The following is a 17,195-nucleotide window of genomic DNA, read 5'->3' on the forward strand; positions in this document are numbered from 1 at the left end:
AATAAATTATATATTTATACTCTATTTAGATGAAGGTGCAGGAAGTGCACGTTTTTTAACACGAGGGTTCGATAATCTTATAGAAGCCCTGGAACAATGCGAAGATGAAGAGTAAATTTATAGCGATATTATTATTGTTTGCCTCCGGCAACTGTTTCGCCCAACAAGCTGATAGTATTCGGCAGCAGCAATTCCTGGCACTATTAAAGAAAGCGGCTACTACGCTGAGAAATGAAAAGGCAGATGAGAAAAAGCTAAAGAAAGCAGAAGCTACCATGAAGGCGACGCAGGATATTTATTACAAGCGGCGCGACAGCCTTCTGCAAGCCGACGATAGTCCCCAGCAGGTGTATAATGCCAATAGCACTGACCTGGGCGCCATTGTAACGGCAGATCTCATGGCAAAAGAAGATACATCAAAGGAACATAAAAACTACCTTGACGCACTGTTAACCTATAATACCCTTACCATTATTTATATCTTCGGGAAAGAGGCAGATCAGGATACCTATCTGCAGCTGGCAAAGAAAATGAACTATGAGGGGAAGGATTATGAACAGTATCTGCAGTCGTTTTCCTATAACAACAAAACGAAAGACGCCTATACGAAGGTGATCAAAAAGTCCCTGCTGGATTTTGCAAAGGAAGAAGCGAAAAAAAGGTCTGATTATTAACAGATCTGATTAAAACGGTAACAGCAAAGTAACCCGTCGTTTAATGACCGTTATTTCAGTCAATAATAAATGAAATGACCGAAATAACGGTCATTTCGTTTACCTCCCTTTACTGCTCCATACACCAATCCAATAGTGCCGGGTACAGCTCATCTATTTTTTTACGGGGCTGCGCCTTACGCAGCTTTACCAGGCAGTTGGTAAATTCCTGCATTTTTGTAAATCCCCGCTGTTTGCTCATCACGCCATTCACGTCTGCATAAATTTCCTTCAGGATGGCAGGATCATTCTTATACACATCTTCACAATACAACACAAAAACCCCAAACGTCATATACTCATTGAATACCTTCACCGGCGTAGGATAATAGGCTGTACCTTCTATAGTGGTATCTACCCACTTACTCCGGTTCTTCAACGCTTCATTGATCCTTTTTTCGAATTGCTCACCTGGCTTGCGCACATAATTGTGGTCTATTTCGGTGAACATGCCCCTGGTATTAAATGCCTCGGTATATTTTGCAGACCATGCATCATTGTGATCAATGGGTGGCAATATCATCTGTATCAGCTCAAAGCCTTTTTTCTTAAACGACAGCGTATAGTTAAGCCCATTGATCAGGGGTGAACAAAGGATCTGGTAGCTATTGATATGGGTATTAAAATTAGCTTCCAGCCATTTCCATTGTTTATCGAGGTTGGCGTTTTTCTTATAATCGGAAATGATGCCCTGGTAATAAGCGGCATGCGCTGCATAAAACGCACGGAAACCTGATTTCCTCGCAAAATCTTCAATACTTGCTTTATAAGTGGTGATGGGATTTATAGTGATCCTGGTACCGGCTACTTCATCGGCTGGCAGCAGGAAAACATTATTGGGCAACAGCCGGTCCTTATCAAAATAATAGGCGATGGCGTTCCCGGTTAAAAAAACATAATGCAGGGGACTTTCCCGGAGCAGGGAATCGAAGGTGGCAATAACCGGTTCCTTTTCATAAGCCGCAAATTGCTTCAGCACATCCTGGTAATAAGGCCCCTTTAACTGTACCATGTCATCGTTCCCCAGGCCTGTTTGGGTGATGGCCACCATAATATGAATCAGTTCCTTTACCTCGTTGATCTCAATCTTTGATTTTCCATCATTTTCCTTTTTAAAAGCGGCGGAAAAATTCACATCTCCGTCCTGTGCAAATAAAAAAGCAGGGATAATTGCCAGCAGGGCAGCTAAAATTGTTCTTTTCATATGGGTTATGTCTGTTCGGTTTTCTGCTACATACGGTTGGCAAGCATCCTGCCTGGCTTTGGAGGCCAATACAGCATGCTTTACAGGCAAACGGGATACCGGCAATTTGCAGGATTCAAACTACAGCACCAGGTCAGTAGAACACGGTCCGCAACCGGGACCGCAAAATACAAACAAATCTGAAAATCCTGGATGAACTTAGATTATCAAGTATAAAAAATCCAAACCGGCTACCTGGTTGTCTTTCTTATAGTATTGGGACTTAATGTTTTTTCAATCCAGGGGCCTCAAAGTTTGAGGCATGTAACATTCTTTGCCCCTATCTGCAACAACTGAGCCCCCTGTTTAAAAAAACATCTCAGTAGATTTACAATATTCCACTAAGAGAAAGATTTCCGTTATGAAAACACGACTGCTCTCACTAACCTGCAGAGGGCCTTCCCTATGCAAGGCCTTACTGTACGAACCTCCGGCCCTGCCTCCCGAAAAATGGCAGCTCTATTTTTGGAGGCAGGACGGCCAAATATCATCCATAAAGTAAACCGGGATTCTGTTTGTGCTATACAACAGCATTATGAGAGCTAACGGCTACGGCCATACGTGATTTTTATGAGCATCTGGATGGAAGGAACAACTACCACATTATTGTTCTTCAAAAAACCAAGCACATCGATGGCGCTGCACCTGAATTGATGAATATATTACCTGAAAACCCAATAACAAACCGCTTGATGGCTGAGTGCATAGCTCAAACCGGCCTTTTCGGCTTTACCTTATCCGAATTGAATTACTTCAACGCTTAAACAACTCAAAACGCATGAAAACAAAATTACCAGCACCATTTAAACAAAGGGGTTTACTTTCTTTGGTTTCCGGATCCTGTATGTCCACCAGGATATTCCCCCTGTTCCGGCGAAAGCCCCTTGCCTTTTCCTGTTTACTTCTTGCAATTATTATGCTTCAGGGCTATCAACTGCAGGCCCAAACCACAGGCTATGTATGGAAGCATGCACCTGTTGGTGGTGGCGGATTTGTGACCGGAATCGTTACCCACAAAACATCCGGCGACAGGTACTGCCGCACAGATGTAGGCGGAGCCTACCGCTGGGATGCAGCAAACAATAAATGGATTCAACTGCTCGACTGGCTTAACGAGTCTGAAAATGGGTTTATTGGAGTGGAAGCTTTGGCGCTGGATCCTCAGAACGCCAATAATATTTATATGCTCTGCGGAACCTCCTATATAAACAACGGAAGAACGGCTATACTGAAATCTACAGACAAAGGAAATACTTTCACTTATACAGATGTTACCTCCAAATTCAAAGCACATGGAAATGGATACGGACGCGGGAACGGGGAACGTCTTGCAGTAGATCCCAAAAACAGTAACATATTATTCTGCGGAACCAGGGCCAACGGGCTATGGAAGAGTACAGACGCCGGCGTTACCTGGAACCTTGCCTGGAACGGCGTAACTACTACTCCCAACGAGAACGGGATATGTTTTGTACTTTATGATCCATCAGGCAACGTAGTGGGCGGAGCATCTCAAACCATATACATAGGCGTTTCCCGCACCGGAAGCGCGAATATTTACAAGAGTACAGACGGAGGAGCCACCTTTACTCCCATTTCTGCAACCACCAGCTTTATGCCACACCGGGCAGCGCTGCAGGGAACCACCATGTATGTTACCTATTCGGATGATGCCGGTCCTCAATCCGGTAACGGAGATGGAAAGCTGTATAAGCTCAACACAGCAACCGGCGTATGGACAAACGTTACTCCCGTTCACTCAAAGGATTATTCATACGGAGGAGTAAGTATAGACCCCACTAATGTTAACCGGGTAATCGTTTCTACCTGCGGCATGTATTGGAACAACCAGTTTGGTACCGGCTGGGGCGACTTCATTTTCCTCTCTACCGATGGTGGATCATCCTGGACGCTTAAAAACGGTACAAACGCCACCTATGATAGTAACGGCATAGGATGGTCTGCCGGGGGCGCGGTCAACTGGATGGACTGTATCGAGTTTGACCAGGCCAATCTTTCAAAAGTGCGGGTAATAGGCGGTGGCGGAGTCTATACCTGTTCCGATATTACAGCTGCCAATCCTTCATGGAAATACGATGTGATCGGGATTGAAGAAATAGCATTGCTTGACGGGATAAGTATTCCCGGAGGACCTTTTATTTCTTCCTTCGGAGATGTAACAGGTTTTGTACATGAGCCGCTAACCGCTTATCCGTCAAAAAAACTTAGTCCGGCAGATAATAATAACCAAAGCGTCGCTTATGCTGCAGGCAATACCAATAAAGTTGTAAGAGCCTCCAACAGCGGAAATGTTGTTTACTATTCGAACGACAAAGGCGCTACCTGGACAGGCGCCTCCACCAACATGGGTACAGGAGGAAGGGTGGCCATTAGCGCCGACGGAGGAACCATACTGCATTGCCCCGGAGGTTCAACTACCACCTACTATACAGCTAACAACGGAGCCAGCTGGACGGCCTGTTCAGGCGTATCCCTCGGAGACGCTGCCCCGGTTGCCGACCAGGTAAATTCAAACTATTTTTATATTTATAATCCTACCAACGGGCAAATGCTGAGAAGCTCCAATAAAGGAGCCAGCTTTTCAGTAGCAGGCACACCAGGCGCGTCAACCGCCAATCATCCGTGGGAACCAGCCCTCATCCGGACAGCACCGGGCCTTGAAGGTCATATATGGGTACCTCTTGGCCTCAATGGATTAAAATATTCAACCAACTACGGGGCCGCCTATACGGCTGTTTCAAATGTAACTTATTGTAAAACCGTGGGAATAGGAAAGGCAATGCCCGGATCCGGCTATCCTACTGTTTTCATCTGGGGAACAGTATCAGGTATAACCGGTCTTTTCAGATCAACAGACCAGGGTGCAAGCTGGACCAGGATAAACGATGACGCTCATGAATTTGCAGGCGCCCCATTACTGGTCGGCGACATGAACGTTGCCGGAAGGGTATATATGAGCGCCGGCGGAGGAAGAGGCTTAATTTATTGGGAACCCGCTGCCTGTACACCTACTGCCATTACCCCGTATGTACAGATCAACGGCGGAACATGGCAGCAAACAGCCAATGCTTCTTTAGCTGCAGGCGGCAGCGTACAGTTTGGCCCCCAGCCTACGCAGGGTGGCTCATGGAGCTGGAGCGGGCCGAATAATTTCAGCGCCGCTACAAGGGAAGTATTCATTTCAAATATCCAGGCCAACCAGGCAGGGAACTATGTGGCTACTTACACCAACAGCGGAGGATGTCAAAGCACACAAACGTTTAACGTTTCCGTGACAGGCTCCATTCTGAGAGAATCCTGGACAGGGATCAGCGGAACAACTATCAGCAGCCTGACCTCCAATTCCAATTATCCAAACAATCCCACAGCCAGAAACCAGATCACCAGCCTGGAAGGCCCCACCAACTCAGCGGATAACTATGGAACCAGGATCCGTGGATATATCCATCCCCCTGCAAGCGGAAGCTACACTTTCTGGGTAGCAGGAGATGATAACACGGAATTATACCTCAGCACCAGCGATAACCCGGCTAACAGCCCAAGGATAGCGTATGTGGATGCGTGGACCAATTCCAGGGAATGGAATAAGTACAGCACACAGCAATCCGCCTCCATTAACCTGACCGCCGGGCAGAAATACTATATTGAAGTGCTTCATAAGGAAGGCAGCGGCGGAGATAATGTTGCTGTAGCCTGGCAGGGCCCCGGTATTTCGCAACAGGTGATCGCAGGGAGCTATCTCTCCCCCTTCGTTCCGGGAACAGGCGGTACCTTGGCTGCCGCCAAACTATCATCAAACGTCAGCGCTGATGAAGATGCTGTTAGCCTGTATCCGAATCCCTCCAATACGGGAAGGTTTACAATGCTTCTTCCCGAGGTTCCGGAAAATGTACTCATAAGAATTTATGATAACCAGGGCAGGATGCGCTACGAAAAGAAAACTCAAGGGAATAAAAAGATAGAAATCGATTCACAGCTTGACGCAGGGTTCTACATTATCACGATAGAATCAAAAAAATTTAGTTTCACTAAGAAACTGGTCGTTAACTGACAAACTTTTCGCCAGTTACGGGGAATGCTTCCAATGAAGCATTCCTTTTTCTTTTTCACTATTTCCGGATATGGTTTCTGGATCGACAAAGATCATTCTTTCAATGCAGAATACAGGGCAGGAAGGATATATATCGGATGCCATTTACAATACAATCGTAGTTTTTACAGGCGGTAAAGCCGGGCATCGATTCGCTCCAATACATTTCCAACGCCAGCGGCGAAGGACAGCTGTTTAATAAGACGATCATTTTCCCAACAAACCAGTGTAACTATTAAAAAGCGCCGATATTATACGAAAAAAAGGGATCCTATCCCTTATGTTAAAGCAAACCGGAGAACAAACCATCCTCTAGCCATTGTGAACTTGCACTACATATAAATTTTACCGGGATGCAGCTTCAGGTCATCTGTATGCACGAAGAGGATATCTGAAAAACTCCAATGAATTTGAGATCGAATTTAATTTGCTATCAAAGATCAACAAATACCTTATTGATTTTAAAATCGGAGATAGTGAAAACGAGGTGTTGATCACGTAATGGGTGGTTCCCCGGAGAGATACGAATTAACTAAACAACTGATCCATTCCTCATTTTCAAGACTATTGCAGTGTCTTTCCTGGCCAAGAAACCAGACTTACAGACAACGGCTTCAAAAGGTATATAGCTGTGGTCAACGTTTTGTCAAACGACAATCCCGCACTTACCGTCTCAGCAAAAATATCAGAAGTCATTTTTTCCCGACAGCTATCATCAAAATAATAGATTATAGGAATGAGGATGGAAAAGTTTTTCGATTTGGTTGCTCCAGGGAAAATATTCCTCCATTTTACTGCATCAAATACTTTCACTTTGCTGATAAACTCTTCTTTAAGTGCGGAAGGAAAGTTTTTTGAAAAGATTATTTCCCTTTCTCTGATTCCATTCGTATAAGAAAGAATAAACGATACTGTAACAGACTTACATTGCTGTTGTAGCTCTTTGGGAAATTGTATATCATTGACGATCTTTTTTGTAATAGTGTCATACTCAGCCTTATACGCATTTATATCTTGCGTAAACCCTGCAATACTAAAGAATAATAAAGACACCAACAGCAAAAAACATTGTTTCATGGGAAATCAGATTTGTATTTAGTTACATTTTGTTCCAGATTGACCGCGCTTGTATGCTTTATTTTTATCAATGATACTCTGCGCCCCAGTCGGGCTTGTTCTGACCAAATTCAACCATGAATAGGATTCATGGAGACCGCCCCAAGCCAGTGCCTTTGCATCATCAGCGCTGATTGATGGATACACTTCTCTTATCCCTGCTGCCATCTCATCGACATAGAGGAGTCCCATTTCATTGTGATCTTCCATCAAGGGATTAACATTTAATGCCTTGAAGTAGGCATGAAGAACTTCGTGCATTATAGTAGCTGCTATATACTCTTTTGAGGCAGTCGCAAGCTGAGGTGTATTTAATGTAATACGCAGGTTTTTATACTCTCCCGATATTGATCCATAACCTTCATCAGCATCTCTGGTATCATGCAGGTTCGCCTCAGTGAAGTCCCAAAAGAAGTAAAACCAGGAGAAAATGAGAAACAGATAATTTATTTTTCATAGAAAAACTTATGAGACACAAGCTAATCCTAAATAATATATCTGCCATTAAACATGTTTAATAAATTAAATTGGTAGGCTATATAACCCAAATAGTTAATGTTATCCGAAGGCAAGATTCTCGTTGTATTATATAAAATGGCAATGTGGTGGCGCATGACACGACTGTCTGGGGCTAGGCTGGAGGGTAATTGGCGGCGTTATAATAGGAGAGCTGGATAAAAATAAGCGTAAAGAGTAATTTAGGTGCCGAATACGTAAGGAACTGATAAAATCAATGAAACCTTCCCGTTACGCTTTATCTGAATAACTCTTTAATCGTGGCCATCGGAAGGAACATTCTTTTACTGTCAGGCAGGCGGATGAACCCATAGTTTTCATAAAATATGCGGGCTTCTTCATCCAACGGGTCTACCACAACTGCGATGGCGCCCACTACGTTGGATGTTTCATAACTCTTTTTTAGCGCATCCAGGAGCAGCAATTTGCCGAAGCCTTGTCTGGCAAATTGTCCGTCAATAGCAAGTCTGCCCAACAGTATGACGGGAAGATCCTTATACGTTGGTAGTTTCTTTTTGGTCGTTTCAGGAAGTGATCCCCTTTTAATTGCATCACTGGAAAGGGTGTAATATCCTTTTATAACACCATCCTCCCCTTCCAGCACAAAGCAGGCAGCCACTTTCCTGGCAACGTCCTGCTTGGCCTGCGTATGCAAATAAGTATCCAGTGATGGCTTACCGCAACAGAACAGTGCTTTTTTGTGCCGCGAATCCAGGACTACAATCGAACGTTTCATTTTTCTTTCATTTGCTTTTTATATAGCGCTGCTGCATCTTTTAGCTTCTTATTGGGCTTACGGGGATTCAGAAGTGCATCGAAAAATATTTCCTTATCCCGTTTAGAAGCCAGAATAGCATTGTGCTGCTCTATTATTTTTTCTGCATGGCTTTTCACGGAAAACAGCACAAAATCAGTAAGCGTTTTGTAGCCTTCCAAGTCTGCCGCATGTTCGAAATACCGCTTTAGCTCCACCGATAGTCTGATGTCAAACCGTGTCATTTCTACAGATTTCATTGTTTTAAAAAGATTTAAAGGTTAAAATATCTCACATAAATGTACGGAAAACAGCCGTACAATGGACAAAATTACCCTTTAAACCTTCAAATGATTAATTTTCAACCAATTACACTAAATGTTCTCCTTTAAAACAAAGTGCTTATTTTATACATCGCTAAGAGATAAACATAACACTACTTGTTCTCTTTGTCATCTCTATTCGGGCAGCAGTTTATCCAGGCATTCTGATATCTTTCGCTTCGTCGGTTTTGTAATAATTAAACAAGATTTCTTCGTTTTCATACTTAAGTTTCAATAATTCATAAACCTATACTCACGCAGATCCTTTCGAGAATGATATAGTTTATATCATTCCGACAGATAGTTACATTCTCCACTAACACACAAGGGAAGCCAATAATAATGGCAGGCGTAAGCTAATTCTCTACCCCTCTGAGATATACATGGCCCGGGAGCATTAAGGTAGCGCCAATATTACACATCTTAAATCCGCCAGGTACTATTACTATACCCTGAATTAATTATTTAATGCAGAAAAGCTGCTTCCTGACATAAAAGACCGTTAACGCCTTGTGAAAATAAAAAGAAGGCTGACCCCAAAAGGTCAGCCTTTCCTTTACTCTTAAAAACATCATTACTGTTTCACTACTTTCATCGTCTTACTTTGAGGGCCCTGGCTGATATTGATATAATAAATACCTGGTTTCAGATTTCCACCAACCTGGTAATACACACCGGCATTTATTTTTGCAGAATAAATAATGCTGCCATTGTTATTGATAATGGTAAGCAGCGTCGGTGCTTTCGAGTCTGACGTCATTCTTACATTAAACACGTTACCGGAAGGATTCGGATATACATCCGTTGTGAAATCCAGTTTACCTCCGCTGCTTAATTTGTTGCCGGCTACTGCGATCATATTTTGATTTTGATTTACACTTTGCAGGGAATCCGCCGGTGTTAAGTTCCGTACTTCGATACCAGCAATTGAACCACTGTAAGGATCATACAGTCCTGTTTTAGGATAAAAGATCACCTGTATCAGACCCGAGGCGTTTGCTGTTGCCCTGATGGTCCGTATAACAGCGGTATTCAACCTGTTGCCTGCGGCCTGGTAGATATTAAAGTCTATAAGGCTATCCAGTCCATTAGTGGCTTTTATGCTGAATATCCTTTTATTTTTATCCGACTCATTCGGCTCAACAAAGTGCATGCGGATAGCATACGTTGTATTGGGAGTGAGCCCGCGCAGGTAATAACGCATCTGGGTGTTATTGCTTTTGAACACGCGTATATACTCGTATACCTGCCGGGGAGCGGGATCGGTTACATACGACAGATCTACAGGCGAACTTACCCTTTGTATCCAGGTATACCCTGCATGCCAGAGTTTATCAGTTCCGGTAGGCCCTTCCGGAACATACTGCGCAAAGGTGGTATTGGCATACGGACCGGGAGGAGTTTGCGTGGTGCCTGCGTTTATGCCATAAACCGCCGACTTATTTGTTTTTAAAACTTCTATACAATAGTCATCCACCCATGTTGTGCCGAATCCTACCTTGGATACCCAATAAGTAAGGCCTGTTGCACTATCAGGCACATTGATGGTATCTCTTATCTGCGCCCAGTTCTCCCGGTATGCAGCTACATTGTCTATTTGTTTCTGATAAGCGGTACCGGTAGCTGCACCAAGACTATCTACAAAACCAACACCGTATCCAGACCACCATGGATAACCCGTAGCGTCTTTTTCTATTTTGACCCATTGGCTGAATACAATGACGCTGCCGCCTCTTACAGGTATGGAGTCTTTTATGTTCAAAGAAGTGTTTGCTGTAGTGGAACCAAGTGTAACGGCTTTATCGCCGGAATGGCCTTTCCCGCTAACGGTGTACACATCCCCTGTTGTAGGAATACGCTCTTTATAAGCTATCCAGTTAATAAGGCCACTTTCAAAACCGTAATTGGGTATTCCTCCGCATGAATCAAACGGCACCACTGTTACCGGCAAAGCAGCGGAAACCCCTGAACCATCCTGTGTATTCACGTTAATGGTAAGAGCGCCCTGTTTAATGGCAGTGACAAGACCTGTACTGTCAACCGTAGCAAAGGTGGTATTGGAACTGCTCCATGTTACTTTTTTAATAGAAGTATTAGCCGGCAGAAAAGTAACTTTTATCCGCAGCGTATCCCTTTCTCCTATAATGGCGGTGGACGGTTGCAAACTAATACCGGTGGCCAGTACATTGGCTACATGGATATTGGCCTGTGCTGCAATAGCCGGGTTATCTGCCGAGGCGGCGGTTATTACCACATCGCCTTGCCTGATACCGCTGATAGTGCCATTGCTGCTTATTTTGGCCACAGTGGTATCTGAAGATGTCCATACCACCCCTTTATTGCTGGCTTTTGCCGGGTTGATGGTAGCCTTGAGTTGTAACGTTGATCCTACAAATACATTGGCTGAAGTGCTGTCCAGCGTTAAGGATGTAACAGGTACATAGATAACCGTATAGGTTTTCACCGCCGTAAAACCACCTTCTGCAGATGTAGCGGTGATAGTAACCGTGCCGGCGCTTTTTCCTGTTACCACACCGCTCAGGTCTACAGTAGCGATAGCATCGTTGGAAGATCTGTACACCAGGTTCCGGTTGGTGGCATTTGCCGGTGTGGTGGTCAGTTTCAGCGTGTCTTTATAACTTACATAAAGATTACTGCTGTCTGAATGAATGCTGATCCCCTGGAGCGGGATGATGCTTACCTCGAGGGCGGCTACAGAAGCCATGTTAGGATCATTGACGTCCATTTTGGGAATGAAGTTTACCGTTATTACACCGGCGTTATCTGCTTTTGCCTCAAGGGTGCGTGTAATTACGGTGTTCAGCTTATTGCCGGCCGCCTGGTAAATATTGAAGTTAATGAGGCTGTCGCCGCTGGTCTTCACACTAAACAACCGCTTGGCTTTGTCGGCATCCTTTGGCTCAACAAAGTGCAGGCGCACCGAATAGTTGGCATTAGGAATCAGGTTGCGGAAAAAGTAACGCATCTGGCTTGCCGAATTTTTGCTGATGCGCATATATTCATATACCTGGCGCGGAGCAGGCGCTGTTACCTGGCTCAGGTCCATCGTTGCCGTGTTACGAACGCTCCAGGTATACCCTGCATGCCATAGTTTATCGGTTCCGGCGGGGCCTTCGGGTATATATTGGCCAACCGCTGTATTCTCAAGTGGCGTTGCCGGGCTTCCCGTTGTTGCCGTTGTACCCGCATTGATAGCTGTTACAATGGTGTTTATGATCAGCTGCACGGTTCTGGCAGGGCCTCCGTCTGCAGGGGAAATGGTGAGAGAGGTAGTTCCAGGTTTTAAGCCGGTCACCACGCCATTGGCATCCACTTTTGCAATGGTACTATCCGCCACAGACCAGTTCAGCGTTTTATTGGTGGTATTTGAAGGCGCAGGTACAGCAACAATCTGCTTGGGCGTATTCATAGTACCATACACCACGCTGTCTATCACAATACCAGTGGATATAGTGGGTGGAACAACGACGATCTGTCTTGTATCCGTTTTTCCTCCATCAACTGATGTAACGGTAATAGTAGCAGTACCTGCATTCATGCCGCTCACCTTCCCTACCTGGTCTACTTTAGCGATGGCAGTATCTGAAGAGCTCCAGGTAACAGAGGGATTAGTGGGATACGTGGGCGTGAGCTTTGCGTTCAGCTTCACGGAGAATCCTTTTACAATGGTATCTGACGCAGGGTTAATTATTTCCACCGATTGAACAGGACCGGCTACCGGCGATCCGAAAAAGATACCATTCCCGCTGATGGCAAGAAACATTCTTCCTTTATTGTCTGCCGTAATATTCTGCACCACGCCTGGTACCCTGTCTAAGATAGTGGTCCAGGTGCGGCCTGTATCATCTGAGCGGAAGGCGCCGTAGGTAATGCCATTGATAGGAAGGGTCTGGGCGGTGGCATACAAAGCCAGGTGCGCATTGGCAGTAGTGTCCGACATGGCAGCAGCGATCCATTTGGGCTTGAAACTTTCGCCACCTACCTTACTGAATGTTTTACCGGTGTCTGAAGTATGATAAAGGGCAGCGTATTGAGGATAGGTGTCATCGTAAAATGCGATCCATACATCCCCTGTTTTTCCAGGCGTTGCTTCAATATTGGAAGTCGTGGCATAAGAAGAGCCATTGGGATTGCTGCCGGCGTTTGCAGTAAGACCAGTAGCGGCTGTTTTCTGGAACGACTTTCCTCCATTGGTGCTTACATAAAAGGAACCGCGGTCCCAGATATAGAAATAATCGCCGTTCACCTTGTCGGCTACGAGATGGTTTTGCCCGGGATACAGGTTGAACTGTGGGCCTGCGGGTAAGATCCCGGAAGCAGCGCCGGTGGATTTGGTCCAGGTGGCGCCCAGGTCTTCCGACCAGTAAACGTTACCGGGAGCATCATTAGCATCTATCTGGGTGAGCCATAGGATATTCCTGCGATCAGCAGATACGGCTACACGCCCACGCAAACCGGGCGATTTTGGAAAAAGGGTGTATGTATCACCACCATCGGTAGAGTAACCCGCACGCGATGCCTCGATCCTATTGGCCGCCGGACCGTCGCAACCTACCCGCACTACAGAGTTGGGATCGGTATACTGGAAAGCTACTCCCTGCATATTGAACGCAGAGAAGATACTATAGTGCAGTGCAGTGCCGGAAACAGCGCCCTGGTACAACGGCTCTGTAAGGGAGCGGTGATGGGCGCCTCCCACATCTGCAGTAGCAGTGAGCAACAGGTTCTTGCCGCTTGGAGGTGCTGCCATAGGGCCTGTTACCACTATTTCTTCCAGGCCTGCTACGCGGATCTTCCAGTTGGAAACAGGGTCAAAGATATTATCTGTGGAAAGCACGTCCAGCATATCGTTGATCCATATACGATTCGGGTAAAAAGGATCCCAGGTAAAAGCAGCAGCATTATGCCCCGGTGAATTATAATATAACCCGTCATTCGCCGAGTGCGGCGCTTCTGAATTATCACGGGTGATCTTTCCCTGCGTATAGGAGCCGGGGGCGCCTCCCTGTCTTGAAATGTAATAAGGATCTTTTTGCCAGCTGCCGCGGGTGCTTACAACAATATCATTTGAATTGGCGGGATTTACCGCCACTTTGGAGAAATACCTGTCACTATTAACCGGATCGGGATCTAAAGTTACCGGAGAAACATCCTGCCAGCTGCCGCTCTTATACTTGTAAACACCTTTCTTCTGATTTTCGGTTCCGGCAGATACATACAGGGTTCCATCTGCATGGATCACTGCCCGGATAGGATACAGGGGGCTGTTGTTCATCAGTGTAAAAGAAGTACCGCCGTCTTCTGATACCCAAACGCCTGTAGACCTGCCGATATAAATGCGCCTGGTAACATTCTGGCCGTTCACAGCAATGGTACCGGAACTTTGGTCGAACAGAATAAAGGCACAGGAGCCGGGCGTAGTGATGGCGCTTACCTGGGTCCAGCTGGCGCCGGCATTATCAGTTTTCAAGGCGCCATTCTGGTCGGTAACCACCCATACCGTATTACTGTGGGAGGGATCCACCTGTATACGATCCCCATATGCCTGCGTACTGTTGGGGTGCACTACAATGGGAACTTGCAGGTCTGTCCAGGAATCGCCCCTGTCGGTACTTTTCATAATAGTGCCTACCGAGCTTGAACCTTTGCCGGGCGCCGGACCAGCGCCGTTTTCCACGGTAGCATAAAGAATAATGCCGGTGCCGTCGCTGGGATCTACACAAATACTGCCGCAACGCTGGTTAACTTCCCAGTTCCAGTAGTTGACCGGTATTTTTTTAAATAGCATTAAATGCTCCCATTTCTGCAGGCTCTTATTCCAACGGTAGGGAGTGCCTACATCTGTAGTGATGAAATAAAGATCAGGCACCTTCGGATGCGCCACAAAGGAAGGCAGTGAACCAGAGCCTCCTATCCGGACCTGGTTCCAGGTATAGGTTTGCGCACGTACTTCCCGCGAAGCGGTCAGATAGAAAATTGTTAGTAGTAAAGTGTAAAAAATCTTTTGCATGTTCATAGTGGAATTATTGAGGATTGTTAAAATATCCTGTATAGTTATTTGTCTGCGGCCGGATATGACACTATTCAGATGCCCGGGCAAAAAAAAGATAGCCCCGGATATCGCTGCTGCGTATAAAGAGTAATTGGTTGATAAATAAGTAATACGTTTGTGAGAGACAGACTACGTAGCGGGAATGAAAAAATATTTTCAGTGTCGTTTTGAGAGAGAGAACTGACGCCGGTATACGTGTAACATACATCCGGACGTCAGTCTGAATAAACAGGTTAAGCCTCCAATGCGATCCTTATCGCCTGCTCAACCGGGCTGCAAGGCCCCGTTCCGTAAATATCAAATCCGTTTCTGATCAACAGCGGTGGTTGCGCCATAAACTTAGGCACCAAACCGCGATGCCGCTGCGCTGCATGAACCAGGAACGGATGACAGAGATATACCGTTCCCGCCTTCCCGGTGGCCAGCGCTTCCTCTTTTTCAGGCAATTCCGGTAACCGTTTGGCCAGCTCCATGAACGATAGCCCCTCCTCTCCTTCCGGCCTCAGCAATCTGGCAACATCCAGGTGTGAGCCTTTCAGTATCCTGGTTGGAGCATCCTGCTCACCAACATCTGAAAATAAGAACAGCATCAGCAAGCCACGACCTTTTGAATGTACATTGATCCGCGCTGCAAAAAAATCATTGGGATCAGCACCGGCAAAACCGGCGTCCACATGCCAGCCGGTATCTCCTGAATCAACATCTGATGGAAAGCGAACCGGGAAAGCGCCCATGCTCATGCAGGGTATCCATCTTTCTTTACCTACCAGCTGGGCGAATGCGCTATGAAGTATATCAGTGTTCGCAGCTTTAATAAAAGGTTCCTGTGTGTACATGCCCAACCAAACAACTGGCTTAGTCCATGTGCTGCTGTCGGCAGGATTGGCCGGAATATCCTTCCATAGGATATTTCTTGCTTCGGTGGCAAGATCTGTAGAAAACGCATTGTCAATACGGACAAAGCCATCAGTAATAAATGATTGTATTTCCTGTGGGTTTAAGATCTCGTGCATAATGTTTAATATAATAATTCAGACAATAAAGATTCAGTGCCCCTGGGGGCATTAGTCTTACGACTTGAAAAATTATATTATAACATCACGGTCATCCTCATCCGGCAAATTTAATAATTCCCTTTTACATGTCAAACCCTGTTAACTCCCTGCTTTTAGAATATTCTTGTATCTTCATAAAAGAACATTGGTTGCAGTATGATTTCCTGGTTTGAAAATAACTTCCCTACATGAAAAGGATCGGCATCATCATCGCCTCTTTTGTGGTATACACCTGCTGTTCAGCGCAGGAGCTGAACAACAATCCCATGAAAACCCAACTGGATTCTGCCGTGGATCGTTCAGCAAAATTATATTTAAGTAAAACAGGACGGGTAGGCATATCTATCGGGATAATACATAAACAACATCACTATCGTTATAACTACGGACAAACGGCTCCGGCATCAGGCGTATCAACCCGTTCCAACTCAATTTATGAGATAGGATCCATTACCAAAACATTTACAGGACTGCTAGTGGCTCATGCAATTGGCGAAGGCAAAATGAAACTGGATGAAGACATCCGTAAGTACCTGCCCGGAAATTTCCCCGGGCTTCGTTACCCTTCGGGAGAACCGGTGCGTGTAGGGTATTTGCTTAGTCATACCGCCATGTTTCCCAATAGCTTTACAGGCGGCGATATATCCGTTCCGATGACGGAAGCTTCTTTCCTGGATCACCTGCAGCAAATCAAACTGGATAGCCTGAAAACATTAAAGTATGCATATTCCAATACCGGCTACCAACTACTGGCCTATGCGCTGGAGCATATTTACCAGGCAGACTATGAAACTTTGATCAAACGTTATATCACGGCTCCCCTGCGTATGACCAATACATTTGTAAAGGCCCCTGCTCAAAACGCACAGGTACTTAATGGTTATACCGCCGGTGGTGAAAAAGCCGCGCCAGTGCCCACTTCCTTTCCGGGTGCAGGTGGTCTTCATTCCTGTATAGACGACATGCTGAAATATGCCGGCTACCAGCTTGCTGAAAAAGATGCTGCGGTAAAGCTTACCCACCGGGTTATTTATGGCAATGTGGAGCAAGACGCAGTGGGCTTTCAATGGTCCATCGGCAGGACAAGGAATTGGGATTATTATATCAGGATAGATGGAGGCACTAATGGCTTCCGTAGTTTTTGTTCCTTATACCCCATTGAACAGGCAGCCATTATCCTGCTTACCAATGAAAAAGACGACGAGGCAGGCGGCGATCTTTACCGGTTTACCACCAGCATATTGAAAATTCTGAAGTCTTCCTGACGAATTATCCTTTTATGCTAACCCCG

10 protein-coding genes are annotated in these 17,195 nt (G+C 45.6%); 3 read left to right on the forward strand and 7 right to left on the reverse strand.

Features of this window, described 5'->3' with window-relative positions:
* Positions 1 to 104: 104 nt before the first annotated feature.
* Positions 105 to 674: a hypothetical protein gene (locus tag FN124_RS24610; RefSeq protein ID WP_142687419.1), complete on the forward strand. Its 570-nt coding sequence runs from the start codon at positions 105 to 107 to the stop codon at positions 672 to 674.
* Positions 675 to 783: 109 nt separating this feature from the next.
* Here FN124_RS24610 and FN124_RS24615 read toward each other — a convergent pair whose 3' ends face one another.
* Positions 784 to 1,917, reverse strand: a complete 1,134-nt coding sequence (locus FN124_RS24615; RefSeq protein ID WP_142687420.1) for a DUF4932 domain-containing protein — start codon at positions 1,915 to 1,917, stop codon at positions 784 to 786.
* A 955-nt stretch (positions 1,918 to 2,872) separates the two neighbouring features.
* On the opposite strand from FN124_RS24615, the gene FN124_RS24620 reads away from it, so the two are divergent.
* Positions 2,873 to 6,028 (forward strand): T9SS type A sorting domain-containing protein, encoded by a 3,156-nt coding sequence (locus FN124_RS24620; RefSeq protein ID WP_142687421.1) that lies wholly within the window; start codon positions 2,873 to 2,875, stop codon positions 6,026 to 6,028.
* A gap of 603 nt (positions 6,029 to 6,631) precedes the next feature.
* Here the strand turns inward: FN124_RS24620 and FN124_RS24625 are convergent.
* From FN124_RS24625 to FN124_RS24650, 6 genes are all read right to left on the reverse strand, one after another.
* A complete protein-coding gene (locus FN124_RS24625) occupies positions 6,632 to 7,144 on the reverse strand; it encodes a hypothetical protein (protein ID WP_142687422.1) in 513 nt (170 codons plus the stop codon).
* 18 nt (positions 7,145 to 7,162) lie between these two features.
* A complete protein-coding gene (locus tag FN124_RS24630; protein WP_142687423.1) occupies positions 7,163 to 7,444 on the reverse strand; it encodes a hypothetical protein in 282 nt (93 codons plus the stop codon).
* 493 nt (positions 7,445 to 7,937) lie between these two features.
* Positions 7,938 to 8,435, reverse strand: a complete 498-nt coding sequence (locus FN124_RS24635) for a GNAT family N-acetyltransferase (RefSeq protein ID WP_142687424.1) — start codon at positions 8,433 to 8,435, stop codon at positions 7,938 to 7,940.
* Entirely contained in the window at positions 8,432 to 8,713 is a 282-nt protein-coding gene (locus tag FN124_RS24640) for a type II toxin-antitoxin system TacA family antitoxin (protein WP_142687425.1), read from the reverse strand. The genes FN124_RS24635 and FN124_RS24640 overlap by 4 nt, the downstream gene beginning before the upstream one ends.
* Before the next feature lie 637 nt (positions 8,714 to 9,350).
* Positions 9,351 to 14,807: an Ig-like domain-containing protein gene (locus FN124_RS24645; protein ID WP_185937359.1), complete on the reverse strand. Its 5,457-nt coding sequence runs from the start codon at positions 14,805 to 14,807 to the stop codon at positions 9,351 to 9,353.
* 275 nt (positions 14,808 to 15,082) lie between these two features.
* On the reverse strand, positions 15,083 to 15,862 hold the full coding sequence (locus tag FN124_RS24650) for a phytanoyl-CoA dioxygenase family protein (RefSeq protein WP_142687427.1): 780 nt from the start codon (positions 15,860 to 15,862) through the stop codon (positions 15,083 to 15,085).
* Between the two features lie 230 nt (positions 15,863 to 16,092).
* Between FN124_RS24650 and FN124_RS24655 the strand changes: the two genes are divergently transcribed.
* Positions 16,093 to 17,169 (forward strand): serine hydrolase domain-containing protein, encoded by a 1,077-nt coding sequence (locus tag FN124_RS24655; RefSeq protein ID WP_142687428.1) that lies wholly within the window; start codon positions 16,093 to 16,095, stop codon positions 17,167 to 17,169.
* Positions 17,170 to 17,195 lie beyond the last annotated feature (26 nt).

This window comes from Chitinophaga polysaccharea (genome assembly GCF_902150045.1).
In the GTDB taxonomy this organism is placed as follows: domain Bacteria; phylum Bacteroidota; class Bacteroidia; order Chitinophagales; family Chitinophagaceae; genus Chitinophaga; species Chitinophaga polysaccharea_A.

Bases quoted from the DNA above. Each gene is read 5' to 3' on its own strand.
- FN124_RS24640 (WP_142687425.1), bottom strand. From the start codon at position 8,713: ATGAAATCTGTAGAAATGACACGGTTTGACATCAGACTATCGGTGGAG.
- FN124_RS24630 (WP_142687423.1), bottom strand. From the start codon at position 7,444: ATGCACGAAGTTCTTCATGCCTACTTCAAGGCATTAAATGTTAATCCC.
- FN124_RS24645 (WP_185937359.1), bottom strand. From the start codon at position 14,807: ATGCAAAAGATTTTTTACACTTTACTACTAACAATTTTCTATCTGACC.
- FN124_RS24620 (WP_142687421.1), top strand. From the start codon at position 2,873: ATGCTTCAGGGCTATCAACTGCAGGCCCAAACCACAGGCTATGTATGG.
- FN124_RS24625 (WP_142687422.1), bottom strand. From the start codon at position 7,144: ATGAAACAATGTTTTTTGCTGTTGGTGTCTTTATTATTCTTTAGTATT.
- FN124_RS24655 (WP_142687428.1), top strand. From the start codon at position 16,093: ATGAAAAGGATCGGCATCATCATCGCCTCTTTTGTGGTATACACCTGC.
- FN124_RS24615 (WP_142687420.1), bottom strand. From the start codon at position 1,917: ATGAAAAGAACAATTTTAGCTGCCCTGCTGGCAATTATCCCTGCTTTT.
- FN124_RS24635 (WP_142687424.1), bottom strand. From the start codon at position 8,435: ATGAAACGTTCGATTGTAGTCCTGGATTCGCGGCACAAAAAAGCACTG.
- FN124_RS24650 (WP_142687427.1), bottom strand. From the start codon at position 15,862: ATGCACGAGATCTTAAACCCACAGGAAATACAATCATTTATTACTGAT.
- FN124_RS24610 (WP_142687419.1), top strand. From the start codon at position 105: ATGAAGAGTAAATTTATAGCGATATTATTATTGTTTGCCTCCGGCAAC.